The 25,878-nt window shown below is 65.7% G+C and carries 26 protein-coding genes; 7 read left to right on the top strand and 19 right to left on the bottom strand.

Features of this window, described 5'->3' with window-relative positions; all coding sequences use genetic code 11:
* Nucleotides 1-28: 28 nt before the first annotated feature.
* On the top strand, nt 29-886 hold the full coding sequence (locus tag ACNSTU_RS00670; RefSeq protein ID WP_290633169.1) for an NAD-dependent epimerase/dehydratase family protein: 858 nt from the start codon (nt 29-31) through the stop codon (nt 884-886).
* A gap of 15 nt (nt 887-901) precedes the next feature.
* Here the strand turns inward: ACNSTU_RS00670 and apbC are convergent, their stop codons facing one another.
* The gene (apbC, locus tag ACNSTU_RS00665) at nt 902-1,996 is read right to left on the bottom strand and encodes an iron-sulfur cluster carrier protein ApbC (protein WP_290633171.1); all 1,095 of its coding nucleotides are present in this window, start codon (nt 1,994-1,996) and stop codon (nt 902-904) included.
* A 101-nt stretch (nt 1,997-2,097) separates the two neighbouring features.
* On the opposite strand from apbC, the gene ACNSTU_RS00660 reads away from it, so the two are divergent.
* The gene (locus tag ACNSTU_RS00660; RefSeq protein WP_290633173.1) at nt 2,098-2,778 is read left to right on the top strand and encodes an ankyrin repeat domain-containing protein; all 681 of its coding nucleotides are present in this window, start codon (nt 2,098-2,100) and stop codon (nt 2,776-2,778) included.
* An 11-nt stretch (nt 2,779-2,789) separates the two neighbouring features.
* On the opposite strand, the gene ACNSTU_RS00655 is transcribed toward ACNSTU_RS00660, so the two are convergent.
* The 5 genes from ACNSTU_RS00655 to ACNSTU_RS00635 form a co-directional block, all read right to left on the bottom strand.
* Nucleotides 2,790-3,494 (bottom strand): twin-arginine translocation signal domain-containing protein, encoded by a 705-nt coding sequence (locus ACNSTU_RS00655; protein WP_290633175.1) that lies wholly within the window; start codon nt 3,492-3,494, stop codon nt 2,790-2,792.
* Nucleotides 3,495-3,581: 87 nt separating this feature from the next.
* Complete coding sequence (locus ACNSTU_RS00650; protein WP_290633177.1) at nt 3,582-4,124, bottom strand: superoxide dismutase family protein; 543 nt, start codon at nt 4,122-4,124, stop codon at nt 3,582-3,584.
* A 102-nt stretch (nt 4,125-4,226) separates the two neighbouring features.
* Nucleotides 4,227-4,772 carry a molybdenum cofactor biosynthesis protein B gene (gene moaB, locus ACNSTU_RS00645; RefSeq protein ID WP_290633179.1) on the bottom strand — a complete coding sequence of 182 codons (546 nt, stop codon included), beginning with the start codon at nt 4,770-4,772 and terminating at the stop codon, nt 4,227-4,229.
* The gene (locus tag ACNSTU_RS00640; protein WP_290633181.1) at nt 4,765-5,229 is read right to left on the bottom strand and encodes a molybdenum cofactor biosynthesis protein MoaE; all 465 of its coding nucleotides are present in this window, start codon (nt 5,227-5,229) and stop codon (nt 4,765-4,767) included. Before ACNSTU_RS00640 ends, moaB begins: the two co-directional genes overlap by 8 nt.
* A complete protein-coding gene (locus ACNSTU_RS00635) occupies nt 5,229-5,501 on the bottom strand; it encodes a MoaD/ThiS family protein (RefSeq protein WP_290637010.1) in 273 nt (90 codons plus the stop codon). Before ACNSTU_RS00635 ends, ACNSTU_RS00640 begins: the two co-directional genes overlap by 1 nt.
* Nucleotides 5,502-5,640: 139 nt before the next feature.
* On the opposite strand from ACNSTU_RS00635, the gene ACNSTU_RS00630 reads away from it, so the two are divergent.
* Nucleotides 5,641-6,069, top strand: coding sequence for a SufE family protein (locus tag ACNSTU_RS00630; protein WP_290633185.1), 429 nt, complete (start codon nt 5,641-5,643; stop codon nt 6,067-6,069).
* Nucleotides 6,070-6,121: 52 nt separating this feature from the next.
* Here ACNSTU_RS00630 and ACNSTU_RS00625 read toward each other — a convergent pair whose 3' ends face one another.
* From ACNSTU_RS00625 to ACNSTU_RS00585, 9 genes are all read right to left on the bottom strand, one after another.
* Entirely contained in the window at nt 6,122-7,105 is a 984-nt protein-coding gene (locus ACNSTU_RS00625; protein WP_290633187.1) for an NADPH:quinone oxidoreductase family protein, read from the bottom strand.
* A gap of 115 nt (nt 7,106-7,220) precedes the next feature.
* A complete protein-coding gene (locus tag ACNSTU_RS00620; protein ID WP_290633189.1) occupies nt 7,221-8,228 on the bottom strand; it encodes an NADP-dependent oxidoreductase in 1,008 nt (335 codons plus the stop codon).
* Between the two features lie 16 nt (nt 8,229-8,244).
* Entirely contained in the window at nt 8,245-10,044 is a 1,800-nt protein-coding gene (locus ACNSTU_RS00615) for an acyl-CoA dehydrogenase (RefSeq protein ID WP_418211998.1), read from the bottom strand.
* 22 nt (nt 10,045-10,066) lie between these two features.
* Nucleotides 10,067-10,828: a glucose 1-dehydrogenase gene (locus tag ACNSTU_RS00610; protein ID WP_418211997.1), complete on the bottom strand. Its 762-nt coding sequence runs from the start codon at nt 10,826-10,828 to the stop codon at nt 10,067-10,069.
* A 9-nt stretch (nt 10,829-10,837) separates the two neighbouring features.
* On the bottom strand, nt 10,838-11,605 hold the full coding sequence (locus tag ACNSTU_RS00605) for an SDR family oxidoreductase (protein WP_418211996.1): 768 nt from the start codon (nt 11,603-11,605) through the stop codon (nt 10,838-10,840).
* A complete protein-coding gene (locus tag ACNSTU_RS00600) occupies nt 11,602-12,342 on the bottom strand; it encodes a TetR/AcrR family transcriptional regulator (RefSeq protein ID WP_418211995.1) in 741 nt (246 codons plus the stop codon). Before ACNSTU_RS00600 ends, ACNSTU_RS00605 begins: the two co-directional genes overlap by 4 nt.
* Nucleotides 12,343-12,347: 5 nt before the next feature.
* A complete protein-coding gene (locus ACNSTU_RS00595) occupies nt 12,348-13,049 on the bottom strand; it encodes a histidine phosphatase family protein (protein ID WP_290633582.1) in 702 nt (233 codons plus the stop codon).
* Between the two features lie 83 nt (nt 13,050-13,132).
* Nucleotides 13,133-13,834, bottom strand: a complete 702-nt coding sequence (tsaB, locus tag ACNSTU_RS00590; protein ID WP_290633580.1) for a tRNA (adenosine(37)-N6)-threonylcarbamoyltransferase complex dimerization subunit type 1 TsaB — start codon at nt 13,832-13,834, stop codon at nt 13,133-13,135.
* 42 nt (nt 13,835-13,876) lie between these two features.
* Complete coding sequence (locus ACNSTU_RS00585) at nt 13,877-15,154, bottom strand: MFS transporter (RefSeq protein ID WP_290633578.1); 1,278 nt, start codon at nt 15,152-15,154, stop codon at nt 13,877-13,879.
* A 520-nt stretch (nt 15,155-15,674) separates the two neighbouring features.
* On the opposite strand from ACNSTU_RS00585, the gene ectA reads away from it, so the two are divergent.
* The 4 genes from ectA (at nt 15,675) to ACNSTU_RS00565 (ending at nt 20,003) form a co-directional block, all read left to right on the top strand.
* Nucleotides 15,675-16,205: a diaminobutyrate acetyltransferase gene (ectA, locus tag ACNSTU_RS00580; protein WP_290633576.1), complete on the top strand. Its 531-nt coding sequence runs from the start codon at nt 15,675-15,677 to the stop codon at nt 16,203-16,205.
* Between the two features lie 10 nt (nt 16,206-16,215).
* Entirely contained in the window at nt 16,216-17,511 is a 1,296-nt protein-coding gene (ectB, locus tag ACNSTU_RS00575) for a diaminobutyrate--2-oxoglutarate transaminase (protein ID WP_290633574.1), read from the top strand.
* Between the two features lie 285 nt (nt 17,512-17,796).
* Nucleotides 17,797-18,186 (top strand): ectoine synthase, encoded by a 390-nt coding sequence (locus ACNSTU_RS00570; protein ID WP_290633572.1) that lies wholly within the window; start codon nt 17,797-17,799, stop codon nt 18,184-18,186.
* A 260-nt stretch (nt 18,187-18,446) separates the two neighbouring features.
* Nucleotides 18,447-20,003, top strand: coding sequence for a BCCT family transporter (locus tag ACNSTU_RS00565; protein WP_418211994.1), 1,557 nt, complete (start codon nt 18,447-18,449; stop codon nt 20,001-20,003).
* A gap of 90 nt (nt 20,004-20,093) precedes the next feature.
* Here ACNSTU_RS00565 and fdhF read toward each other — a convergent pair whose 3' ends face one another.
* The 4 genes from fdhF to ACNSTU_RS00545 form a co-directional block, all read right to left on the bottom strand.
* Nucleotides 20,094-22,250, bottom strand: coding sequence for a formate dehydrogenase subunit alpha (gene fdhF, locus ACNSTU_RS00560; protein WP_418211993.1), 2,157 nt, complete (start codon nt 22,248-22,250; stop codon nt 20,094-20,096).
* Nucleotides 22,247-22,921 carry a 2Fe-2S iron-sulfur cluster-binding protein gene (locus ACNSTU_RS00555; protein ID WP_290634006.1) on the bottom strand — a complete coding sequence of 225 codons (675 nt, stop codon included), beginning with the start codon at nt 22,919-22,921 and terminating at the stop codon, nt 22,247-22,249. The genes fdhF and ACNSTU_RS00555 overlap by 4 nt, the downstream gene beginning before the upstream one ends.
* Complete coding sequence (locus ACNSTU_RS00550; RefSeq protein ID WP_418211992.1) at nt 22,914-24,533, bottom strand: NADH-ubiquinone oxidoreductase-F iron-sulfur binding region domain-containing protein; 1,620 nt, start codon at nt 24,531-24,533, stop codon at nt 22,914-22,916. Before ACNSTU_RS00550 ends, ACNSTU_RS00555 begins: the two co-directional genes overlap by 8 nt.
* Before the next feature lie 115 nt (nt 24,534-24,648).
* On the bottom strand, nt 24,649-25,872 hold the full coding sequence (locus ACNSTU_RS00545) for a DUF418 domain-containing protein (RefSeq protein ID WP_290634002.1): 1,224 nt from the start codon (nt 25,870-25,872) through the stop codon (nt 24,649-24,651).
* Nucleotides 25,873-25,878 lie beyond the last annotated feature (6 nt).

Below are 25,878 nucleotides of genomic sequence, written 5' to 3'. Positions count from 1 at the left end.
AACCAGCGGGACAACCAGAGGATGCGTCATGGCGAACGTACTCATCGCCGGCTGCGGTGACCTGGGCGGCGGCGTCGGCACGCGGCTGGCAGCGCAAGGCCACTCGGTATGGGGGCTGCGGCGCCGCCCGAAGCTGGTCCCGGCACCCATCACACCCCTGGCAGGCGACTTCTCCCGGACCGGCGGGCTGCCGGAGCTGCCTCCCGATCTGGACACGGTCTACTTCATCGCAACACCGGGGCGCTTCGAGGACGAGGCCTACCGGCTCGCGTTCGTTGAAGGCATGCGCAACCTGCTGGCACAACTGGACGCCCAGACGCAGTCACCTCGGCGTATCATCATGGTCACCAGCACGGCGGTCTACGGCATAACCGATGGCAGCTGGGTGGATGAGGACACGCCCACCGAGCCGGAAGGGTTCTCCGGCAAACGCCTGCTGGAGGCCGAAGCGCTGCTGCGGGCGAGCCGGCACCCGGGGGTGATCCTGCGTTTCGGGGGCATCTACGGACCGGGGCGGACCCGGATGCTGAAGAAGGTGCGCAACGGCGACCCGGTGGTGGCCGAGCCACCCCAGTACACCAACCGCATTCACCGGGACGACTGCGTGGGCGCTCTACTCCACGCATTCACTCTGGCGGATCCGGCACCGATCTACCTGGGTGTGGACTCCACGCCATGCACGCAGGTGGAGCTGGTGGACTGGCTGGCGGAGCGCCTGGGCCTACCGCCCTGCCCGCGCACCCAGGGCAGCGCCGGCGGCGTGCGCAGCAGCAACAAGCGCTGCCGTAACCAGCGCCTGCTCGACAGCGGCTACCGGTTCCTCTACCCGGACTACCGCTCCGGGTACGAGGCGATGCTGGCGGCCGAGCGGGAAGGAACCGCATAGCGCGGCTGCCGGGCATCAGCTCTCCTTGTTGACGACGATCTTCGGGAACCGGCTACCCTTGTCCGTGGCCTGCTGGGACAGCTTGCCACCGACCCGACGGGCCATCTCGCGATAGGTCTCGGCGGCCGCGCTGTCCGGCTCGGAGATCACCGTGGGCTTGCCGCCGTCCGCCTGTTCGCGGATGTGCAGTGACAGCGGCAACGATCCGAGCAGATCCACTTCGTACTGCTCCGCGATGCGGGCACCGCCGCCGTCGCCGAAGATGTGCTCTTCGTGGCCGCACTGGCTGCAGATGTGGGTGCTCATGTTCTCGATCACGCCGAGCACCGGCACATTCACCTTCTCGAACATCCGCAGACCCTTGCGCGCATCCAGCAGAGCAATGTCCTGGGGCGTGGTCACGATCACGGCGCCGCTCACCGGCACCTTCTGCGACAGCGTCAACTGGATGTCACCGGTGCCGGGCGGCATATCCACCACCAGGTAGTCCAGTTCCTGCCAGTTGGTATCCCGAAGCAGCTGCTCCAGCGCCTGGGTGACCATCGGCCCGCGCCAGACCATCGGGGTTTCCTCGTCGATGAGAAAGCCCGACGACATGACCTGCACGCCGTAGTTCTGCAACGGCTCCAGCTTCTTGCCGTCGTGGGAATCCGGCTTGCCACTGATGCCCATCATCCGCGGTATGCTGGGGCCGTAGATGTCGGCGTCCAGGATACCGACACGCGCTCCCTCGGTGGCCAGCCCCAGGGCCAGATTGACCGCCGTGGTGGACTTGCCCACGCCCCCCTTGCCCGAGGCAACGGCAATGATGTTCTTCACGCCCTGCACCAGGGAGGTGCCGCTCTGTGCGCCGTAGGACGCGACCTCGGAGCGGATGCCCACCTGGACTTCGTCCACACCGCCCAGCTCGAGCACCGTCTCCTGCACGGCCTGCCGCAACCCCGACTCCCAGCGTTTGGCGGGAAAGCCCAGCACCAGATCAATGGCCACCCTGCTGCCGGCGATGCGGATGTCTTCAACGCAGCCCGCCGTGACAAGATCCTTGCCCAGATGGGGTTCCGCGTACGCCTGCAGCCGGGCTTCCACGTCCGTCCGGGTTACCTCGCTCATACCAACCTCCGCCGAGCCCGTGCGGGTTATGCTTGCATTCCCGCCACGGGTGTTATTTGCTTTGGGATAACTGTGTTCTTACAAACGGGAATCCAGAATCCATGATAACGCATCGCGTGTTGCTCTTGGCGTTTCCATTACTGCTTTTCGTCGCATCGGCTCCGGCACTCGCCCACCACAGCGGTGATCATGCTTCGGAGGAGGCACTCATCAACGCAGTGCGTGCTGCCGATTCAGAGCGCGTCGCGGAGCTGCTCGATGACGGCGTGACCGCGGATGCGGCGCTGTATTCCGGGGAACACGAGGACAAGAGCGCGCTCATGTGGGCCGCGGAGGCCGGCGAACTGGAGCTGGTGAACGCACTGCTCGACGCCGGCGCCAGCGTGGATGCCCGCAACGCCAAAGGCGGAACCGCGCTCATGTATGCCGCGGTCCATGGCCACGCGCTGACGGCGGAACGCCTGATCGAAGCGGGAGCCGACCCCAATCACACAGTCCGCCACGGCTGGAACCCGGTGCTCCTGGCCGCGGCCAAGAGTCACGAAGAGACCGTCACGCTACTGGTGGAGCACGGCGCCGACCACGAGGCCCGGGACGTCTACGGCTGGACACCGCTGATGCGGGCGGCAGAACGGGGTGACCGGGACATGGTCCGTACCCTGCTCGACCTGGGCGCAGACGCGGAGGCGGAAGACAGCGCCGGCAACTCCGTGGAGACCATTGCGCGCCGCAACGGCTCGGACGACGTGGTCAGTCTCCTGCGCCGGGCACAGCGCGGCTGACACCCACTTTCTCAGCAGCGCATGACGTTGCCGCTGAACTGCGACATGGGCAGCACTTCCGAGTAATCCCTGACCCTGGCATCGGGCTCACCATTGGGATACTCCATGGCGAGCCGCGCCTGGAACTCGTCGAAAAAGCGCTGAAACAGCTCGCCGCCGAGTGTCCCGGTGGCATAGAGCCCATCGCCAGCCGCGTCGTACTCCAGCAATACTGCGGCCAGGGGCTGCTCGGCCGGGCCGGAGACCACATCGCCACCCGCATAAGGGTCGTAGACACTGTTCTCGGCGCAACAGGTGATCTTGCCGCCGTTCGCCCCTTCACCCGGTTGCCGGAACCCGATGTAGCTGACCTGGGAGGTGGGGTGGGCCATCTTGTGGGCACAGATCGCGGAGAACGCCACCAGCGACCCTCCGGGCCCGACGCCGCCGGGCCAGTCATACGTCGCTCCATCCCGCGTACGCAGGCCGTTGCGCGCCTCCACGGACCGACCAAGATCCAGTAGGAAGCAGGGCGTCGCCTTGTACGGATAATGAAAGACGTAATTGCGGCCTTCCTCGACATCGCTGGCCCGCAAGGGCTCCCCGCGTCCGTCGACAAGCCGGACGGATTCGTAGCGGCGTGGCGTTGCCTCGCCGTTTGCAAACAGCCAGTTGGGTCCGGCCCCCAGACACCCGACTCCCACGGCGCACGCCGTGACGAAGCTTCTGCGACGCATAGGCACCCTCTCTCGATCGGGGCCATCCCGGGCCGGTTTGTCCTGCAGGAAACGCGAGCATCCGGCACGGATGCCCGCTCATGACGATCAGTCGTCGGATTCCACCACGCCACAGGCGATCCGCGCCCCGGCGCCACCAATGGGCTGGGTCATGTGATCATCGGGCGCCTCGTGGATGACGAGGGCCGTGCCGTCCTCGTGCATCATGTTGGCACCGAAACTGCCATCCAGGCTGACCCGCTCGTTGAACATCTCGGCCATGGCGGTGCCGTCGCCGTGCACGTAGAAGTTGGGCAGGTCACCGGCGTCGGGGCCTTCCGGATTCAGGAAGCCGTGCTTGGCGTCGTCCGGGTTCAGGTGCCCACCGGACGCCTGGAACCCGTCCTCGTGGTCGTGACACTCACCTTTGGCATGAACGTGAATGGCCTTCCAGCCTTCGGGAAGGTCGCTCAGCTCCAGGTTGATGACGACACCGACGGGCCCCTGCTCGATGCGTGCATGGCCGACGACCTCGCCGTCATTGTCCAGGAACTCCGCACTCGCCTGGGGAGCATCTTCGACCGCGTGCGCCTGCATGGCGAATGGCAGCGTCGCTGCGACACAGGCAAACAGTATATGGCGTGGCTTCATGGGGGTCCTCCAGGGTGGTCTGTGTTATTGGCTTTCGTCCAATCTACAGCATAGTCCCGACCGCCCACCGCACAACCGCGGCCCGCGCACGCCGCGGCGGACTCACTTTTGCAGGTGCTCGCGCAACCGCGGGATGAGCGACACGAAATTGCACGGCTTGTGCCGGCGATCCAGCTGCGCCAGCAGAATGCCGTCCCAGGCCGTGGCGCAGGCACCGGACGACCCCGGCAGCACGAACACCAGGGTTCCGTTGGCAACGCCACCGACGGCACGGGACTGGATCGTCGAGCTGCCGATCTCCTGCCAGGACAGGTGCCGGAACAACTCCCCGAAACCGCTCACCTCCATGTCCAGCAGCGGCGTGATGGCCTCGGGGGTGGTGTCTCGGCCGGTAATGCCGGTACCTCCGGTGCTGATCACCACCTTGACGCCCTCATCGGCGATCCAGCGGGAGACCACCGCGCGCACCTGGTAGACGTCGTCACGCACCAGCGCCCGATCGGCAACGGTGTGGCCGGCGGCGGTGATGCGGCCGGCCAGCAGATCGCCGGACTTGTCGTCATCGGCGGTGCGGCTGTCCGACACGGTGAGCACCGCAATGGGGAGGGGCACGAAACCACTGGCATCCGGCGTCACGGCGTCACTCATGGCCACGACCTCCGCGCTCTGTCTCTGTCGCCTCGGAGGTCTCCAGCGGCACACCGTCCTGATAGCCACTGCTGCCATCGGTGTAGAAGTCCTCCTTCCACACCGGAAGACGCTCCTTGAGCGTGTCGATGGCGTACTGACCGGCCTCGAAGGAGTCCGCCCGGTGCGCGGAGCGCACCGCCACCAGCACACTGGCCTCGCCGATTTCCAGTTTGCCTATGCGGTGCATGATGCGGCACTCGGCGACCCCGAACCGCTGGATCGTCTCCTGCTCCAGCTCTTCCAGCACCTTCTCGGCCATGGGGCCGTATGCGGTGTAGCTCATGCCGGCGACGCCACGCCCCTGGTGGTGGTTGCGCACCACCCCGCCGAAGACCACGAATGCACCGCAGGTGTCGTTCTCGGTCTCTGCCAGGAGCGTGTTCACGTCCAGCGGCGCTTCGGTAATGCGCTGCATCAGGTGTTCCTCCATTGGCCGGGACCGCGACCGCCACTGACCGGTGGCAGCAGCACCAGGGGCTGGCGCGGGTCCACCGCGTCGGACCGGCGCACCAGACTCTCGCCCTGAGCGCAGGCCACCCGCGGCAGATGAGCGGAGAGCGCCGGCACGTCCTGCCGGAGCTGCGTGAGCACCTGGTCCACGGTGATGTCGTCATCCTTGAGGTCCACCTGCAGTGACCGCGTCCCCGCCACCTGCTGCAATACACCGTAAAACTGGACGTCCAGCATTGCACCTCCACGTCGGGTTTACGCCGTCGCGGCCCGCCGGCCAGCGACGCCCTCCTGGCATGAGTATGCCACACGTCCCGGCGACGCCCAGCGACCTTGTGTTATGGTGGGGCCTCAGTTCTGAACCGAGTGCTGCTCCATGGAACTCCAGGATCTCGTCGACACCTTTGAATTCCTCGATGACTGGGAAGACCGCTACCGGCTGCTCATCGACATGGGCAGGGACCTGCCGGATTTCCCGGACGAGGCGCGCACCGAGGCCAACCGGGTGGACGGCTGCACCAGTAACGTCTGGCTGATCACCGACGTGGAGGACGGCAGCCCACCGCGGCTGCACTTCCGCGCTGACAGCGACGCCTTCATCGTCAAGGGGCTGGTGGCCATCCTGCTGAAGGCGTACTCGGGCCGCACGCCGCAGGAGATCATGGATACGGATATCGAGGGGCTGTTCAATCAGCTGGGGCTGGGCAAGCAGCTCACGCCCAACCGGCGGGACGGCTTCTTCGCCATGGTCAAGCGCATACACGGACTGGCAGCTCGCAACTCGGACGCTGCGGCCAACGCCTGATACCTCCTCCGGGCCCCGGTGCCGCCGGCTCCGCCGACGGCACCGTGATCGATCAGCCCCGACCCGTGGTCAGTACGATCTTGCCCGTGGCTTCGCGGCTCAGCAGGCCGTTCAGGGCATCGGCAGCCTGTTCCAGCGGGAACGTCTTCCACACGTGCGGCTTGAGCTTGCCGTCGGCGTGCATGGCGAAGAGTTCCTGAAAGTTCTTCGCATTATCCTGGGGCTGCCGGCGCACGAAGTCCCCCCAGAATACGCCCACCACGCTGGAGCCCTTCAGAAGCGGCAGGTTGGCGGGAATCTTCGGGATGGTGCCGCTGGCGAAGCCGATGATCAGCAGGCGGCCGTTCCAGTTGATGCAGCGCAGGGCCTGCTCGCACGCCTCACCACCCACGGGATCATAGATGACGTCGGCGCCCTTGCCCCCGGTGAGCTCTTTCACCTTGTCCTTGAGGCTGCCTTCGCTGTAGTTCACCAGTTCGTCGGCGCCGTGCTCGCGGGCCACTTCCAGTTTGGCATCGGAACTGGCGGCGGCGATCACTCGGGCGCCCATGGCCTTGCCCAGCTCCACGGCCGCCAGGCCCACACCACCGGATGCACCCAAAACCAGCAGCGTCTCGCCGGCAGCCAGGTTGGCGCGCTGTTTAAGGGCATGATACGAGGTGCCGTAGACCATCGGAAAGCCGCTGCCGGTGACGTAATCCATGGTCGACGGCATGGGCAGCACGCGGTCGGCGCCGATCACGACTTCCTCGGCGAAGCCACCCCAGCCGGTGAGCGACATCACCGGGTCGCCGACCTTGACGTTGGTGACACCGGCGCCCACTTCCAGCACTTCACCGGCCACTTCCGAACCGGGCGAGAACGGCAGATCCGGCTGGATCTGGTATTTGCCCTGGATGATCAGCGTGTCGGGGAAGTTCACACCGCAGGCGTGAATGCCGATACGGACTTCGTTCTCGCCCACGGCGGGGCTTGCCACGTCCTCGGTCACCAGGGATTCCGGTGGTCCGTGCTCCTTGCAGAGTACTGCGCGCATGGTGCTGTCTCCTCGCTCGTCTATGGTCGTGTCTTGTATGGACATGGAATGGTGGACCTGAAGGTCCACCCTACGGTTCTGTGATGGTGCCGTTGCATGACGGTGCCTGCGGTCGTCAGTCGTCCTGCACCTTGATGACCAGCTTGCCGAAGTTCTCGCCCCGGAACAGCATCATCAGGTGCTTCTGGAAGTCGTCGATACCGTGCACCACGTGCTCTTTCGCCTGGAGCTTGCCCTCCTGGATCCACTGGGCCATCTCACGGGCCGCCTCGTCGTAGCGACTGGCGTAGTCGAACACCACGAAGCCCTCCATCCGCGCCCGGTTCACCAGCAGCGACATGTAGTTTCGCGGCCCGACCAGGGCGTCGGCATTGTTGTACTGGGAGATGGCGCCGCAGAGCACCACGCGGGCGTTCAGCCGCAGCCGGGACAGCGCCCCTTCCAGGATCTCGCCGCCGACGTTGTCGAAGTAGACATCCACGCCCTTCGGGCAGGCACGCTTGATGCCCTTGGCCGCAGCTTCGGCCTTGTAGTCCACGACATCGTCGAAGCCCACCTCGCGGGCGAAGTTGCACTTGTCCTCGCCGCCGGCGATGCCCACGGCGGTGCAGCCCTTGATCTTCGCGATCTGGCCGACGGTGGCCCCCACGGCGCCGGCTGCACCGGAGACCAGTACGGTGTCGCCCGCTTTCGGCTGGCCGACTTCCAGCAGGCCGAAGTAGGCGGTCATGCCCGGCATGCCCAGCACACCCAGGTACCGCTCCAGCGGTGCAATGGACGGATCCACCTTGTGCACGCCCTTGCCGTCGGACACGGCGTAGTGCTGCACGCCGAACATGCCGCTGACGTAATCGCCCTCAGCAAAGTGGCTGTTGCGCGAACTGACGACCCGGCCGACAGCGCCGGCACGCATGACGTCGCCCAGCTCCACCGGTTCAATGTACGAGCGGCCTGCGTTCATCCAGCCGCGCATGGCGGGATCCACGGAAAGGTAAAGTACCTTGACCAGGAACTCGCCCTCGCCCGCCTCGGGCACCGGCGTCTCACTGACCTCGAAAATCTCCGGGGCGGGCTCGCCCTCGGGGCGCTGGATCAATTTGACCTGACGGTTGTTGTCACTCAATGGTCTCTCCTCGGTTTCAGAACCAGTCCTCGCGCATGGCGAGGCAGGTGTCGTCGAGCCCCTGAAGCAGGCGGCTCTGATGCTCGATCCGGGGCAGTTCCCAGCGCAGGTAGTAGCGCGCCGCCTGGAGCTTGCCCTGATAGAAGGCGGTGTCGTCCGCGTGGGCATTCGGCAGGGCGCGTGCCGCCACCGTGGCCTGACGCAGCCACAGCCAGCTGACGACGAACCGGCCCATGAGGTCCAGGTACACGGAGGCATTGGCCATGACCCGCTCGGGGCCCTCGCTGCCGAACGCCTCGCCAAGCGCCCTCGCAGTGGCGGTGACCGTGCCCATGGCCTGCTCCAGGTCGGCCGCCAGTGGCGCCGTCTCGTCATGACCGCGGGCTTCCTCAATCGCGGCGCTCACGCGGGTGAGCAACGCCTTGAAGCCGGCACCGCCGTTCTGGTGCATCTTCCGCCCCAGCAGGTCCATGCCCTGGATGCCGTTGGTGCCCTCATGGATGGGGTTGAGCCGGTTGTCGCGGTAGAACTGCTCCACCGGGTAGTCCCGGGTGTAACCGGCACCACCCAGCACCTGGATGGCCAGGTCGTTGGCCTTGCAGCCGTACTCGGCAGTCCACGACTTCACCACCGGGGTCAGCAGATCCAGCAGCTCCTGCGCCTCGGCGCGGCTCGCCTTGTCGGGGCCGGTGCTGGTGTCATCGAACAGCGAGGCGGCGTAGAGACACAGCGCCATGCCACCCTCGGCGTACGCTTTCTGCTCCAGCAGCATGCGGCGCACATCGGCGTGCCGGATGATGGGGATCTGACCGCCCTCGCCCTTGGCCGTCACCGGCCGCCCCTGGGGGCGGTTGCGGGCGTAGTCGAGGCTGTGCAGGTAACCGGTGTAGCCCAGCAGGGCCGCGCCCACGCCCACGCCGATCCGCGCCTCGTTCATCATGTGGAACATGTAGGCCAGGCCCTTGTTGGCCTCACCCACCAGATAGCCGTGGCAGTCGCCGTTGTCGCCGAAGTTGAGCACGGTGGACGTGGTGCCGCGATAGCCCATCTTGTGCAGCAACCCCGCCAGGGTGACGTCGTTGGGCTCGGCCGGGTTGCCGTCGGCGTCCAGGCGGTACTTGGGCACGATGAACAGGGAGATCCCCTTCACCCCCGCCGGTGCACCCTCGATGCGCGCGATCACCATGTGGACGATGTTGTCGGTGATGTCCTGCTCGCCACCGGAGATGTAGATCTTGTTGCCGACAATGCGGTAACTGCCGTCGTCCTGCGGGATGGCCCGGGTGCGCAGATCGCCCAGCGAGGACCCGGCGTGGGGCTCGGTGAGCGCCATGGTGCCGGAGAAGCGGCCGTCGAGCATCGGCGGCAGCCAGCGCTCCTTCTGCTCCGCACTGCCGTGGGCGCCCAGAAGGTTGCCGGCCGCCACGGTCAGGAACGGATAGGCGGCGGTGGAGACGTTGGCGGCGAAGAAGTACCCATGGCACGCCTGCTGGATGGTGGTGGGCATCTGCATGCCCCCGTCCTCGGCATCGTGGTGAGCGGCCAGGAAGCCGGCGTCGGCGAAGGCGCTCCACGCGGTCTTGGTCTCGGGGATGGTCTCGGCCCGGCCATCCCGGAACACCGGCTCGTTCTCGTCGCCCTTGCGGTTGTGCGGGGCAAACTGCTCTTCGGCGATCTGCCGGGCCGTCTCCAGCGCGGCGTCGAAGGTCTCACGGCTGTGTTCGGCGAAGCGCTCGCGCTGCGTCAGCGCCTCGATGCCCAGCAGTTCATAGAGCTGGAACCGCAGGTCGCGGCTGTTGATCAGCATTTCGTTCATGTACGTAATCCCGGTTATCGCGCTACTGCGCGGTCATGCCGCCATCGACGGCAAGCTGATGGCCATTGACGAAACTCGCCGCGTCCGAGCACAGCCAGATCACCGCCTCCGCCACTTCGCCGGGCTCACCGAGCCGGCGCATCGGCGAGTTGCGGACCAGCTTCTCGGCAAGATCCGGGCGGCCGGTCAGGGAGCGCTGGAACATCTCGGTGCGGATGGTGCTGGGACACACGGCGTTCACCCGCACGCCCATGCGGCCGTACTCCAGCGCCGCGGTGCGCGTCAGGCCGACGACACCGTGCTTGCTTGCAGCATAGGGGCCAAGCAGCGGCGCGCCCACCAGCCCGGCCACCGAGGCCAGGTTGACGATGCTGCCCCGCCCCTGCCGGACCATCTGCGGCAGCTCGTGCTTCAGACACAGCCACACGCCCTTGAGGTTGATGTCCTGGATGCGGTCCCAGTCTTCGTCACCCACGTCCGCCAGGGCCTGCAGGCCGTGCTCGACACCGGCATTGTTCACGGCGCAGTCGAGCTGGCCGTGGGCATCGACGATGGCCTGCACGAGATCGCGGACTTCATCAGGCTCGCGAACGTCCAGCGGCAGAAACCGGGCGTCCACCCCCTGTTCCCGGGCGGCCGCGGCGGCCTTCTCGCCTTCCCTGCGGAGGATGTCCGCAATCACCAGGGTGGCGCCCCGCGCCGCCAGGCGCTCGACGATGGCCCGCCCGATCCCGGACGCGCCGCCGGTGACCAGCACCACCTTGCCCTTGAAGTCCCCGACCATGGCGCCTCCTCAGGCCAGCAGGCCACCGTCCACGTTGACGCAGGTTCCGGTCGCGTAACTGGATGCGTCGGAGGCGAGATACAGGATGGTGCCGGCCATCTCCTCGGGCTCGGCGTGGCGCTGCATCGGGATGGATGTCATCACGCCCTTGCGCACGTCCTCGTTCTCGAACAGCGCCGAAGCGAACTTGGTCTTGGTCAGACCCGGCAGCAGCGCGTTGCAGCGGATGTTGAACTGCGCGCACTCCTTGGCGAAGGCCTTGGTCATGTTGATCACCGCCGCCTTGCTGATGGAGTAGATGCCCTGCATGTTGCCGGGGCTGACGCCGTTGATGGAGGCGACGTTGACGATGCTGCCACCGCCCTGCTCGCGCATGATCTTGCCGGCCTCGGTGGACATGAAGAAGTAGCCACGGACGTTGACGTCCACGGTCTTCTGGTAGGCGCCCAGGTCGGTGTCGAGAATGTGCCCGAAATAGGGGTTGGCGGCGGCGTTGTTCACCAGGATGTCGAGCCGGCCGTGGGCCTCGCGGATGTGCTCGAAGATCGCCGTGATCTGCTCCATGGTGCCCACGTGACAGGCGAAAGCCGATGCCTTGCCGCCGTCGGCGCGGATACTCTCGGCCACTTCTTCGCACACCTCCTGCTTGCGGCTGGAGACGATCACATGGGCGCCGTGGTGCGCCAGCAGCCGTGCACTGGCCTCACCGATCCCGCGGCTGGCGCCGGTAACCAGTGCCACGCGGCCGGTCAGGTCGAACAGGTTCTTCTGCGTCATTGGTGCTTCTCTCCCGTAACGGTTGTCGCCGTCGCCACCGGTTCGCGGCAGACGACTGAGGACTCAACGAATGCGATCATGCCATCAGCGTAGCCGTCCACGCTGATGTTGCGCCGCCGGTACTTCCAGCGCTTGAGGTACCACTCCTGCAACAGCGGCTTGATCAAAGCCGCCGTGAACTCCGGATCCTCGATCCGGTATGCGCCCTGGGCGATCCCCTCCTCCAGCAGGCCGATGATCAGCCGCTCGGTCCGCAGCTCACCGGCGATGGCACGCTCGCGCGCGTCGCGGTCGAAGTGGCGGGACTCCATGTAGGAGAAATAGAACCACGGCTGCAGCACCTCGGTAACGTACACGTGCGTACGCAACACGTGACGCAGCCGGGCAACCGGATCGGTAACCGCGTCCGGAATGCGCAGGGTGCGATCCACCACGACCCGGCCGTAGCTGAGGATCATGCCGAGCAGACGGTCCTTGCTTTCAATGTAGGAGTACAGCGATCCCATGCTGATGCCGGTGGCCTCGCTGAGGTCGCGCACGCTGGTGGCCTGAAAACCGTTGTGGTTGCTGATCTCCAGGGTCTTCTCGAAGATCAGCCCCAGCTTGCGCAGGGCCACGGCCTCCGACTTGATGCGAATGACGTCCTGGTGGCGCTCGTAGACTTCCCGCAGGAATTCCTCCTGCCGGCTGCACAGCGCCCGGTGAAAAGCGGGAAAACCCTCGCTGTCTGTCGCCATCGCTGTCATCGGAACGTGATCATCTCGGCGGAATCGGGGTGTTCCAGGTGGGGCACGGCGTTGAAATCGGTCAGACTCGCCTCGTTGCCGCTGCCGAACCGCAGGCGCGTGAGGGAACTGTTGTAGATGGTCCATCCCAGTCGCACGGCGGCATGGTCGTCCAGCCCCAGCACCCGGCCCATGAGCACGCCGATCACCCCGGCGGATGTCACCACGCCCAGCCGGGCGCCGCGGGGGTGATCCCGCACCAGCTCGTCGAGTGCACCACTGCAGCGCTCGCGGAAGGCCGGCCATGGCTCCAGCCCCTCCATCGCCGGCAGGCGGTTATCCACCCAGGCGGTCATGGCCTCGGCATAGAAGCGCTGGAAGACACGGCGATCGGAGTTCAGCAGGTCGCGATCCGGCATGCTGCCCGGGTCCTGCTCCCGAAGCCGACGTGCCCACGCACGGAGCACCGGCTGGTGGGCAAATTCGTCAAGACAGGCGGATTCACGCCACTCGGGTGCGAGCTGGCCGCTCATGAGGATATCCGCCGTGGTGCGCTGGCGGTGGAGCATCCCGCAGTAGATCACATCAAAACGCATCCCCAGGGCACGCCAGTGATCCCGCAGGCGCAGCGACTGCTGACGGCCGGTCTCGGAGAGACGATCATAGTCGTCGCTACCGAAGGACGCCTGACCGTGGCGAATCAGGTGGATCTCACTCATGGATGATCATGCCCCCAAAAAATAGAGCGAGCGCTCGCTCTATTTTTAGAGCATTTGAGGGTCGGCCGCAACCGGCGTCCGGCTCAACCGGTCACCCGGTCGCGGAGATAGACCGGAACGGCGTCACGGGCGGCAACGGTGTCACCAAGAGCGGCACGGTGGCGGGCGAACGGCAGGAGGTCACGGGCGTCCGGGAGTTCCACATCGTCGCGCGCGTCGGGGGCACCGGTGCGGGCGGACAACGCCTCCGGATAGGCGGACCAGCCGCTGCCCACGGCCGTGAATCCGGCCCAGGCACCCGGCACGGTCACCTCCTCCGGGGCGCACACACGATCCTCGCTGGCAGGTAGCATCAATCCGCTCCCGGTGTCGAGGGCATAGCACCCCCAGTACACTTCGCCCATGCGCGCATCCAGCGCACTGCAAACGTGGGTCGCCGCCTGCCGGCGGGCTGCGCCCTGGGCCAACACCGCGAGCGTGGACACTCCCACCACCGGGACACTGCCGCCCCACGCAATCCCCTGCACTGCCCCGGCCGCGATACGCAGTCCGGTAAATGCACCCGGCCCATGGCACCAGGCGAGCGCAGCCAGGTCGGCGACGCGCACCTGCAGTTCTTCCATCACCTCGTCGACGAGACCAAGCAGCCTTGCCGCGTGCTCCCGGGGCATGACACCGCCACGGCACGCAGTCCGCCCGCCCGCGGACAGCGCCACGGTACAGGCGTCCGTTGCCGCATCCACGGCGAGAATGGGGGCGTCCGGCCCCGGTGCGGTGGTGTTCATCGACATACGCTCCTGAGTCCGACCGACGGGTTGCGGACTGGTTCAGTCATCCTCTGAAAACTCGAACTCGAACTCCAGCTGGTCGTCCTCGCCCTGTGGATCCAGGCCGGCCCAGTACGGAGTCGAATGCGTTGCCTGCGGTGTCGCCGTGTAGCGCTCCTGGGTCGCCACCTGGATGGACTCCCCCACCAGGTCTCGATACCAGCCAAACAGGGCGATCAACACGGTCACCACGGCCAGCCCGAAGAACAGGCCGTGAGCGCCGGTCAGCCCCATGAACTGCGACAGCACCACCGGGCCGATGATCATGCCGATACCGTGCACCAGCAGCAAGGTGGCGCTGGCGGGAACACGCTCGTCGGGATCCATGAAGTCGTGAGCCAGGGCCAGTGCCAGGGCGTACATGGTGAAGTTGGTACCGCCCCATACCACGGCCACGGGGATCACAGTCCAGGTGGGCTGGCCCTGCATCGCCACCATGGTCAGGCTGGCACCGGCCACCAGCAGTGCCACCACCATGATCATGCGGCGGCGGTCATACCGGTCCGACAAGCGCCCGATCAGATACTGGAGGAACAGCCCGCCAAGCACGGCCGCCCCCATGAACGTGCCCACCTCACCGGAACTGAAGCCGACATCCACCGCAAACGCAGGCCCGAGCGCGAAGAAAGCGCCATTGGTCACACCGGCACCCATTGCGGTGATGGTCGCCAGTGGCGAGATCCAGTAAAGCTGCCTGAGCCCGACCCGTCCCGTTGGCCTGAGCTCCGGCGACGGCACCCGGGCGAGGGCCACGGGGATCAGCGCCGCCGCCAGCAGCATGGCCGCCAGGCTGAACAACTGATGACCGGAGACGTCGCCCATACCCAGAAGAAACTGGCCCGACCCGAGCGCGAGCGACGTCACCACCACATACACACCCAGCACCTGCCCGCGGACTTCCCGGGGCGTGCGGTCGTTGAGCCAGCTCTCGGCCACCATGTACAGCCCGGCGATGGCAAAGCCCACCACCACGCGCATGGCCGCCCAGAGAAGAGGATCGAGATGGAGTCCGTGTACCAGCGCGGCACAGGCCGCGACCGCGGCCATGGCGGCGAACACACGGATGTGGCCGACTTTCTGGATGATACGGTCGCAAACCAGCGTGCCAAGCACGAACCCCACGGAATAGCACGCCATGACGAGACCGATTACCGTGGCCGACTCCCCTTCCACCCCGAGCCGAACGGATAACAACGTGCCAAGCAGCCCGCCCCCGAGGAGCAGGATCCCAACCGAGACAAACAGTGCCCCAAGGGAGGCCAGGGTCGGAACCATCATCTGTGGCGATCACTCGTACAATTCGTATGGGCAGGGGGCGCGCGGCAGCGCCATTCCCGCGGCAATCGTCCGCTCCCGGCGTACCATAGTCAACTACCGGCTTACCACGTTGTGACACGCCTCATGAAAGAATAAAATTCGCAATTAATGCAATAATTAATTCAATTAAATTTGAAAGAAAAACCAAGAACAAAACAACAATGGAATTATTTTCCAAACGACCCCGAAAACGAAAACAAAGCTTGACGAGATGGGGAAACAATGCTTGAATGGAAAGCGAACTAAAACAGAGAGGCCAATCGTTGGCTTACTGCAGAGCACCTGTTCCGACCAAGTCGGCTGGTAGCCGGATGCTCCTCCCAAGACCTTGCTTCAAGGTTCTTTCCCGCGCCCTGACGCTTGCCGCATGCGGCCAGTGTCGATCTGTGTCTGCCGATCGGTCAGTTGCGCCATTCTGCCGCCAGCACGGACGTGCTGCCTGCCGGCTCTGAACATTGGTAACCCAACGGGGATTGTTAGCGTGAGCGGCAACGAACTCAAACCAGTGCAGTTTCGTAATCCCACCGTCGAAGATGGTGCGGGAATCTGGCGCGTGGTGAAAGAATCCGGCGTACTGGATCTGAACTCGGCCTACATGTACATGTTGCTTGCCCGGGAATTCAGCGGCACGTGCATCGTGGCCGAGAACGAAGGCCGCATCGTCGGTTTCGTCACCGGCTTCCGCCCGCCGCAGCGGCCGGACAGCATTTTCCTGTGGCAGGTGGGCGTGGACGCCAGCATGCGCGGCCAGGGGCTTGGCAAACGGCTGCTCCGCGCTTTCCTGCAAAGCCCGGGAGCAGCTGGAGCGACGATGCTCGAGACGACAATCTCGCCGTCCAACGACGCCTCCAAGGCCCTGTTTACCGCCATCGCCCGGGAGCTCGACACGGCCATCAGGCCCACCGAGGGCTTCCGGGAAGACCAGTTTCCGCCGGAAGGCGATCACGAGGCCGAAGAGTGGTACTTCATCGGCCCCTACGACGCGAACCGGCCCAATCAACTCAAGCCGTGAGGACAGTCTCATGACCATGGATCACATGCAGATCATCAACCAGCACGAGTCGGAAGTTCGCAGCTACGTGCGCGGCTTCCCGACCACGTTCGCCAAGGCGAGCGGCTCGTACATGTACAACACCGGGGGCGACGCCTATCTGGACTTCTTCGCCGGCGCCAGCGTGATGAACTACGGGCACAACCACCCGGAACTCAAGAAGGCGCTGGTCGAGTACCTGAGCGACGACAACATCACGCACAGCCTGGACATGGCGAGTGTCGCCCGCGCCGAGTTCCTGGAGACGCTCGAGCGACTGATCTTCAAGCCGCGCAACATGAGCTATCGCGTGCAGTTCCCCGGACCCACCGGCACCAACGCCGTGGAGGCCGCGCTGAAGGTTGCCCGCAAGGTCAAGAAGCGGGACACCATCATGGCATTCACCAACGCCTTCCACGGCATGACCCTGGGCTCGCTCTCCGTCACCGGTAACGGCTTCAAACGCCAGGGTGCCGGCGTCACCCTGGACAACACCACGCACATGCCCTTCGACCGTTACCTCGGGCCGGACACCAACAGCCTCGAGTACATCGATCGGATGCTCGCCGACGGCGCCTCCGGCGTGGACGTGCCGGCAGCGGTCATCACCGAGACGGTGCAGGCCGAGGGTGGCGTCAATGTGGCCGACCTGGAATGGCTCAAGGGGCTGGAGAAGCTGTGCCAGAAGTACGACATGCTGCTCATCGTCGACGACATCCAGACCGGCCTTGGCCGCTGCGGCCACTTCTTCAGCTTCGAGGAAGCCGGGATCAACCCGGACATCGTCACACTGTCGAAATCCCTCAGCGGCTACGGTCTGCCCCTGGCCATCACGCTGATAAAGCCTGAATACGACATCTGGGCCCCGGGCGAGCATAACGGCACGTTCCGCGGCCAGAACCCGTCGTTCGTCACGGCGAAGCGAACGCTGGAGCTGTTCTGGTCCGACGACCGCTTCGAGAAGGACATCGCCCGCAAGGGCAAGCGCATGGCGGAGTTCCTGGAAGGGCTGGCGCACAACTACCCCAACGCCCGCGGCTGCCCACGCGGCCGGGGCATGATGCAGGCCATCGAGTTCGGCAACGTCGAGCTGGCGGAGAAGATCTCCGAGCACGCCTTCCAGCGCGGCCTGATCATCGAGACGGCCGGCACCGACGACCAGGTGCTCAAGCTCCTGCCGCCCTGTGTCATCGAGGACGCAGACCTGGAGAAGGGGCTCGCGATCATCGAGGAGAGCCTGGTTGCTGCCATGGGGGACCTGGGGATCTCTGCCCAGAAGGCCTCCTGAGCCGACACCGGCTGCCCGATGCGAAACACTCTTCGCGAAAGCCGAAGCCACCCATCGCCGGTGGCTTCGGCTTTTTTCATTCAATGGTCGCGGACCTGAAGGTCCGCCCTACGCCAGGTTCATGCCTCCCCGGCTCCCGTAGGGTGGACCTTCAGGTCCACCATCACTGAAGGCCCACCATGACGGAAGCTCAGGGTCCGTTTCCACCCGACCGGTTGGTGCAATGCGCTCGCAGGTGCGGCACCATGGAGCCATTACCGATCGGTCACCAAAGGAGAGCACACAATGAAGATCGTCGACATTGAGAAAATCAAAGGCACGGATCGGGAGGTGCAGGGCGAAGGCTGGACCAGCTACCGCATGCTCCTGAAAAAGGACGGCATGGGCTTTTCCTTTCATGAGACCCGCATCCCGCCCGGCGCCGAGCTTCACCTGTGGTACAAGAACCACCTGGAGGCGGTGTACTGCGTCGAAGGCGACGGCAGCATCGAGGATCTCGCCACCGGTGAAGTACACCAGCTTCACGACGGGGTTCTCTATGCCCTGGACAAACACGACCGGCACATCCTCCGCGGCGGCAACAAGGAGATGCGCCTGATCTGTTCCTTCAACCCGCCGGTAACCGGACGGGAGACCCACGACGAGGACGGCTCCTACATTCTGGTCGAGGACTGACGCCCTCCCCATGTCTGCTTGACGGACCCGGGAGGGAGCACCATACGTTCGCTTACTCCCGGGCCCGGGCCCGATACCCCGCCACGCCGCGCTCTCCCTATCAGTACGCCTTATTCCCTGATAAGCTCTCGCGCTCGTTTAATCCGGCGTTTCCCTCGCAAACGCCAGCCCACTCATTCGGTCTTTTCACTGGTCCCTGCCATCCGGTGCGGGATGCGGGCGCCATTCATTCAAGAAGCATTAGAAACGGAGCGGTAATCATGAGTCAGAGCACAACGGCCGACGCGCGCACGGGAGTTAGCGCGGGCCTTGGCGACCCGTGGGTTCTCGGGCTTAGCGGCGGTTTTATCGTCGCCTTTCTGATCTTCGCACTCATCGATCTTGGGCAGGTCCAGAGCCTGGTGGACAGTGGCCACGCCATGGCCGCCCAGTACCTGGGATCGTTCTGGCAACTGCTGCTGCTTGCGACGTTCTTCACCGCCATCGGCGTGGCCATCTCGCCGGCGGGCAGTGCCGTCATGGGCGATCTCGACGAACCCGAGATGAGCACCTTCAAGTGGGTGTCCATCATCATGTGCACCCTCCTCGCCGGAGGTGGCGTGTTCTTCGCCGCCGGCGAGCCGTTGTACCACTTCCTCGAAACGCCTCCGGTGTTCGGCGCGGATGCGGGCAGTCAAGCTGCGGTGGCGCCGGCGCTGGCGCAGTCGTTCATGCACTGGGGCTTTCTTGCCTGGGCAATTCTGGGCGCCCTCACCAGTATCGTGCTGGTGCAGACCCACTACCGCTACGGCAAACCGCTGCAGCCACGCACTCTCCTCTACCCTCTCTTCGGAGAGCGTGTCATGCGCAACCCCTGGGGCGGCATCGTCGACGCGGTGTGCGTCATCTCGGTGGTCGCAGGCACAGTGGGCCCCATCGGGTTTCTTGCCACGCAGGTCAGTTTCGGCGCCAACACCCTATTCGGCCTGCCCGAAGGATTCGTGACGCAGTTCGGTATCCTGCTCGTTCTGGCGTCCATCTACGTGACCTCGGCGGTCACCGGCATCCACAAGGGCATCCAGATGCTCAGCCGGTTCAACGTCTTTCTTGCCCTGGGCATCGGTGCCTTCATCCTGCTGTTCGGCCCAACCCTGTTCCTGGTCAACAGCTACCTGCAGGGTTTTGGCACCTACATCAACGATTTCCTGCCCATGGCCACAGTGACCAGTGAGACGGCACCGGACTGGTGGATGCAGTGGTGGACGGTGTTCTTCTTTGCCTGGTTCCTGGGCTACGGGCCGCTGATGGCCATGTTCATCGCGCGCATCTCCCGGGGCCGGACAATCCGCCAGATGATCATCGCGCTGGCGCTGGCCGCGCCCATCGCCTCGACCGTCTGGTTCACCCTGCTGGGCGGCTCAGGCATCTACTATCAGCTCACCGGCGCCATTGACCTGGCGGAACCGCTGGCGAACTTCCAGTTCGACGTGGCCACCCTCACCGTCGCCCAGGCGCTCCCCCTTGGTGGTCTGATGGCGGTGCTGATCCTGGTCCTGACCACGATCTTCGTTGCCACCACCGGCGATTCCATGAGCTACACCATCTCCATGGTCGCCACCGGGGATCAGGAACCGCACCCAGCCGTGCGCGCGTTCTGGGGCATCACCATGGCGCTGACCGCCGCTGTACTGCTGTTCATGGGCGAAGGCAGTATTTCGGCCCTGCAGCAGTTCATCGTGGTCACGGCGGTGCCGGTGTCACTGGTGCTGCTGCCGTCGCTCTACACCGGCCCCAAGATGGCCTACGCCATGGCGCGGGAGCAGGGACTCGTGCGCTGAACTCAGCGCCCGTCGCAACTGACGTCGCTCCTACTTAAGGGCCGCGGTCGCTCCGCTGTAGGTGCGACGTCAGCCGCGAGCATGCCACTATCAGGCACGGTCCTCCGCCACAACCGGCTCCAACCGCACCGCGCAGTACTTGAACGCCGGGATCTTGCCGACGGGGTCTACCGCCGGATGGGTCAGCACGTTGGCGCAGGCTTCGCGGAAGTGCATGGGGATGAACACGCTGCCACGGGCCACGCGATCCCGCAGCCGCGCGCGGATACGGATGTGGCCGCGGCGCGAGGTCACCTCAACCCAGCCGCCGTCGGCGACGCCGTATGCGGCGGCGTCGTCCGGGTGGATCTCCACGAAACCCTCCGGGCTGATGCCGTGGAGCGCGGCGGAGCGGCGGGTCATGGTGCCGGTGTGCCAGTGCTCAAGCACCCGACCGGTGTTGAGCACCAGCGGATACGCCGCGTCGGTGGCCTCCACCGGCGGTGACTGGCGCGCCGGCACGAGCAGCGCCCGACCTCTGGGGAAGGTCTCCTCGAAGACGATGGGTTCACCTTCCGAGTGCTCCGGGTCCGGGCAGGGATACCAGCGACCGCGGTCACCCAGCACCTCATGGCTGAGCCCGGCGTAACTGCCGGTGGCGGCGGCAAACTCGTCGAACACCGCCGACACGTCGGGATAGCGCATGGGATACCCGATGCGCTCGGCAATATCGCAGATGATCTGCCAGTCCTGCCGTGATTCGCCCGGCGGCTGCAGGGCCTGGCGACCCACCTGCACGCGCCGGTCGGTGTTGGTCACGGTGCCGGTCTTCTCCGCGAAGGCGCTGCCGGGGAGAATCACGTCCGCGAATTCGGCCGTTTCCGTCAGGAAGATATCCTGCACGACCAGGAACTCCAGCGTCCCAAGCGCCTTGCGCACCTTTTCCACGTCCGGGTCGGAGACGAACGGGTTCTCGCCGAGGACGTACATGCCTCGGATCGTGCCGTCCAGTGCCCCGTCGGTGATCTCGGTGACGGTACGCCCCGGCTCCGGCGACAGGGAACGCCCCCACAATGCCTCAAAACGCGCCCGCGCCCCGGAGTCGCTGACCTTCTGGTAGTCGGGGTACATCATGGGGATGAGCCCGGCGTCAGACGCACCCTGGACGTTGTTCTGGCCGCGCAACGGGTGCAGGCCTGTTCCCGGCCGGCCGGTGTTCCCGGTGATCATGGCCAGGGCAATCAGGCAGCGGGCGTTGTCGGTGCCGTGGGTGTGCTGGGAGATGCCCATACCCCAGAACAGCATGGCCGCATTCGCGCGCCCGAACCGGCGCGCCGCCTCGGTGATGCGTTCGGCGTCCACACCGACCAGCTCGGCAACGGACTCGGGGCTGTACTCCTGCACATTCTCGCGGATGGCCTCGAAGTTCTCCGTGCGCGCGGCGATGAACGCGTCGTCCGTGAGCCCCTCGTTGATGATCACGTGCATCATGGCGTTGTAGAACGCCACGTCGGTGCCGGGCCGGATCTCCAGGTACATGGCGGCATAGTCGGCGATCCGCGGCCGCCGCGTATTCACCACCAGCAGCTCGGTGCCGTTGGCAGCAGCATCCTTCATGAACGTGGCCGCCACGGGATGATTCTCCGTGGGGTTGCAGCCGGTAATCAGCGCCACATCGGCGCGCTCGATATCGCGCACGATATTCGTGACACCGCCGGAGCCGATCCCCTCCAGCAGCGCCGCCACCGACGAGGCGTGGCACAGGCGCGTGCAGTGATCAACATTGTTGGTACCGAATCCGGCGCGCACCAGTTTCTGGAACAGGTACGCCTCCTCATTCGAGCCCTTGGCGGAGCCGAAGCCGGCCAGCGCATCGCCACCATGGGCATCACGAATGCCACGAAGCCCCTGCCCCACGCGCTCCAGCGCTTCCTCCCAGGTGGCCTCACGGAAGTGCGGCAACACAGTCTCGGGGTCCACCGGTCCGCCCGGGCGCCGCGGCCCGTTGTCGTCCCATGACAGTGCGCCCTTGGGATAGGCATCCTCACGGCGGATCAGGGGTTTGGTGAGGCGGTGGGCGTGGGTGGTGTAATCGAACCCGTAGCGGCCTTTGACACACAGGCGACCCTCGTTCGCCGCGCCGTCCCGGCCACGGGCTTCCAGAATGCGGTTGCGCTCGGTGTCCACCACCCAGGACAGCGCGCAGCCCACACCGCAGTATGGGCACACGGAATCCACCACCCGCGCCTTGACGTCGATGGCGGTCATTCTCTGTCCTCCGCGAGTACATGCAGCCCGTGCAGGCTGCGGTTGGTCAGGGCACCGGTCGGGCATACGGCTTGGCACTCGCCGCAGGCCACACAGGTGCTCTCGCCCATGGGCACGTCCAGATCGAACGCGATGTGCGTCGCCGCCCCCTTGCCGCTGCGGGTCATCACATCATTGTGCTGGAGTTCATCGCAGCCGCGAATGCAGCGATCGCAGAGAATGCACGCGGCATGATCCACGACGATCACAGGGGAGGAGTCGTCCACGGGAGCGGGTGCGGCCGAAGCCGACGCCTGGAAGCGGCTGTGCTCGACGCCGTAATCGCGCGCAAGGGCGAGCAGCTCGTCGTCGCCGGTGGTCGCCTCGCGGTTGCCCGGCGCCGGATAGTCGGCCAGGAGCAGTTCCAGCAGCATGCGGCGGTTGCGACGGACCTTCTCCGAGTCGGTGTACACGGCCATGCCCTCCTCGCACGGCCGCACGCAGGACGCCTGCAGGTTGCGCACACCGGTATCCACGACACACATGCGGCAGACGCCTACCGGGCGCATGCGCGTACTGTGACAGAGCACGGGGATGTCGATGCCGAGCGAGCGCGCGGCATCCCAGATGGTGGTGCCGACGGGCACCTCCACTGCCTGGTCGTCGATGGTCAGGGAGACGGTGTCAGTCATGCGGCCTCCGCAGTCGCGCGGCTTCATCGGGGAAATGGCGCAGCAGCCCCATGATCGGCGTCAGGGCCACCTGGCCCAGGCCGCAGATGGAGGTCTGCACCAGGGTCTCGTCGAGGGCCTCCAGCAGTTCGGTCAACCCTTCTTCCGGAGCACCGGCCTGGGCGGCCTCGAGCTTGCTTACGGCCTGGGCGGAGCCGGTGCGGCAGGGCACGCACTTGCCGCAGGACTCGTTGCGGAAGAAGCGCACCTGCTGGATGGCGAGATCCAGCAGATCGCGCCCGCTGCCCACCACGAACAGGGCACCGGACCCGAGCCCGGCACCGGCCTGGGCCAGGGCATCGAAATCCACGGGCGTATCGGCCAGGGCTGCGGGCAGGAACGGCGTGGAGGCGCCACCGGGACAGAACGCGTACAGCGACCGGCCGCCGGCCATGCCGCCGGCGCGCTCGATCACTTCACGGATCGGCGTCCCCGCCGGTACGCAATAGACGCCGGGGGCGGCCACATCACCGGAGACCGACAGAAACTTGAGGCCGCTGTATCCCTCACGTCCACGCGCCTTCCAGCCCTCCGCGCCATCCTGAAGGATGCGCGGGATCAGGGCGAACGTCTCGACGTTATTCATGAGAGTCGGGCCGCCGTTATAACCGACCTGTGTCGGGAACGGCGGTTTGTTACGGGGCTCGCCGCGCCGGTCTTCAAGCCCCTCCAGCAATGCCGTCTCCTCGCCCATGATGTAGCCGCCGGGCGAGATGAACAGGTCCAGCTCGAAGTCGAACCCGCTCCCGCGAATGTTGCTGCCGATGTAGCCGTCCGCCCGCGCGCGCTCCAGTGCCTTGTGCAACGCCTCGCGCGCGTGCTCGTACTCGTGGCGCAGGTAGATGATGCCGTGACTTGCCCCGATGACCCAGCCGCCGATGATCATGGCTTCAATCACCAGGTGCGGTGCCCGTTCCAGCAGCAACCGATCCTTGAAGGTGCCCGGCTCGCTCTCGTCCGCATTGCAGACCACGGTGCGCGGCCCGCCCGAAGCCGCCCTCGTGAACCGCCACTTGCGGCCGGTGGGAAACCCCGCGCCACCCATGCCGCGAAGCCCGGAGGCCTCCAGCGTCTCGATGACGGACTCGGGACGGCCACCATCCAGAAGCTCCACCAGCGTGCCGTAATGCCCGTCGGCACCGCGGTACGGATCCACGGCCGCCACACCGGCCGGCGGGTCACCCACCAGCGGCTGCGGCTGCCGCCCGCTCATGCCGTCCCTCAGACGCTCAGGAGAACCGGAGACCGGCACGTCGCCGGCCAGCGCCGCGGGTGCGGCATGGCACAGCCCCAGACAGCTCACCGACTCCACCTCGATCCCGTCAAAACCCATCATGGCCTGGGCGACGCGCTCGGCGAAGTCAGGACCTGCGGCCATGCGGCAGGCCACGTCACGGCATACGGAGAGACGGCGCGGCGCCCCGGGCTGGTCACGGAATACCGGGTAGAAGGAGCGCAGCCCTTCCAGACGGTAGAGTGGCACGCGCCACTCTCGGGAAAGCCCACGGAGCACGTCGTCGGTCAGCGCACCCTTGCGGTGCTGCACCGCCATGAGCCGATTCAGAAGCTCCATCCAACGCTCTCCCCGTCGCCTTCGAGCCGTCACTGATTACTAGTGTAAGCGAAGCACGGGAGACAGCGGGGGTAAATGACGTGCAACGGCACCCACGATGCCATATGCGACAGGGTCACCCGGCCGCGAGCCGCCGCCACAGGGACTCGAACGGCCCCATGGCGTGGTACTGCCGCCAGATGATGGAGAAGGCGATCTGGATCGCCCACACCAGCGCCACCACACCCAGCAGCTCCAGGTAGCCGAAGCGGGAGAACAGCCCCAGGCCGATGCCGTGGAAAATCCCCACACACAGGATCGACTGCCCCAGGTAGTTGGTCATGGCCAGACGCCCGACCGCCTCCAGCGCTCGTGTTGCCACGCTGAACAGCGAGTGGCGCACCACCAGAATCACGGTGGCAATCCACGCCAGCGCGATGGCGATACTGGCCCAGTGATTGGCAATGCGCCCCAGGAACATGGAATACCGGAAATCCCAGTTCACCGCCTCGTTGAACCAGACACCGGCAAGCACCGCCGGCACGCCCACCAGCAGGCCACCCACGACCACCCGCCGGTAGCTGGCAAGCGACCACTTGCCGGGCAGAAAACCCACTTTCATCAGCGCCATGCCCAGCAGCATCATCGCCAGCATGCGCCAGATACGATCGGAGACCAGCATCCACGCCTGAGCGCTCAGAGCGTCCACGGCGCGCTCGCCCACGGTCGATATCCAGTTGAATGTCAGCCGATCCACCTCGGCGTAGACCACGTCGGCCGTCGGGGTCCAGTAACGCCCAGCCAGCTGGCCGACCCAGTCCATGGGCAGTACGAACACCAGGCCCACGCTGAACAGCATCCACAGCACGGTGGCGGTGGCAAAAAGCAGCAGCGACAGCCACACCAGTTCCGCGGGAGAGCGCTGCCGAAACTGCAGCGCAATGGCACCGCAGATGGCATATGCGGCAAGTATATCGCCCGGCCACAGCAGTAGCCCATGCGCAAGCCCGAAGACGAACAACCACGCCATGCGCCGCCGGTAGCGCTGCTCGAAGGCGACGGCCGACTCCTTCGAGGCGGTCGCCATGATGACGATACCGGCGCCGAAGAGGATGGTGAGCATGGTGATGAACTTCTCGTCCGCCACCACGTGGTTGATCAACCACACGATCCAGTCCAGCGTCGGCGGGTCACCCAGCGCCTTCGGATTGAGGTATTCACTCGACAGCCGCCCGAACGACTGGATGTTCATCAGCAGAATGCCGAGCACCGCAACGCCGCGCAGCACGTCCAGCACCGCCATGCGCTGTCCCTTACCGGGCGCCTCAGGTGTGGCATGATGGCTCGGGGGCTGGCTCATGGGTTG

Source organism: Aquisalimonas sp. APHAB1-3, assembly GCF_048323695.1.
GTDB lineage: Bacteria > Pseudomonadota > Gammaproteobacteria > Nitrococcales > Aquisalimonadaceae > Aquisalimonas.
This window is presented reverse-complemented; position numbering and strand designations above follow the sequence as displayed.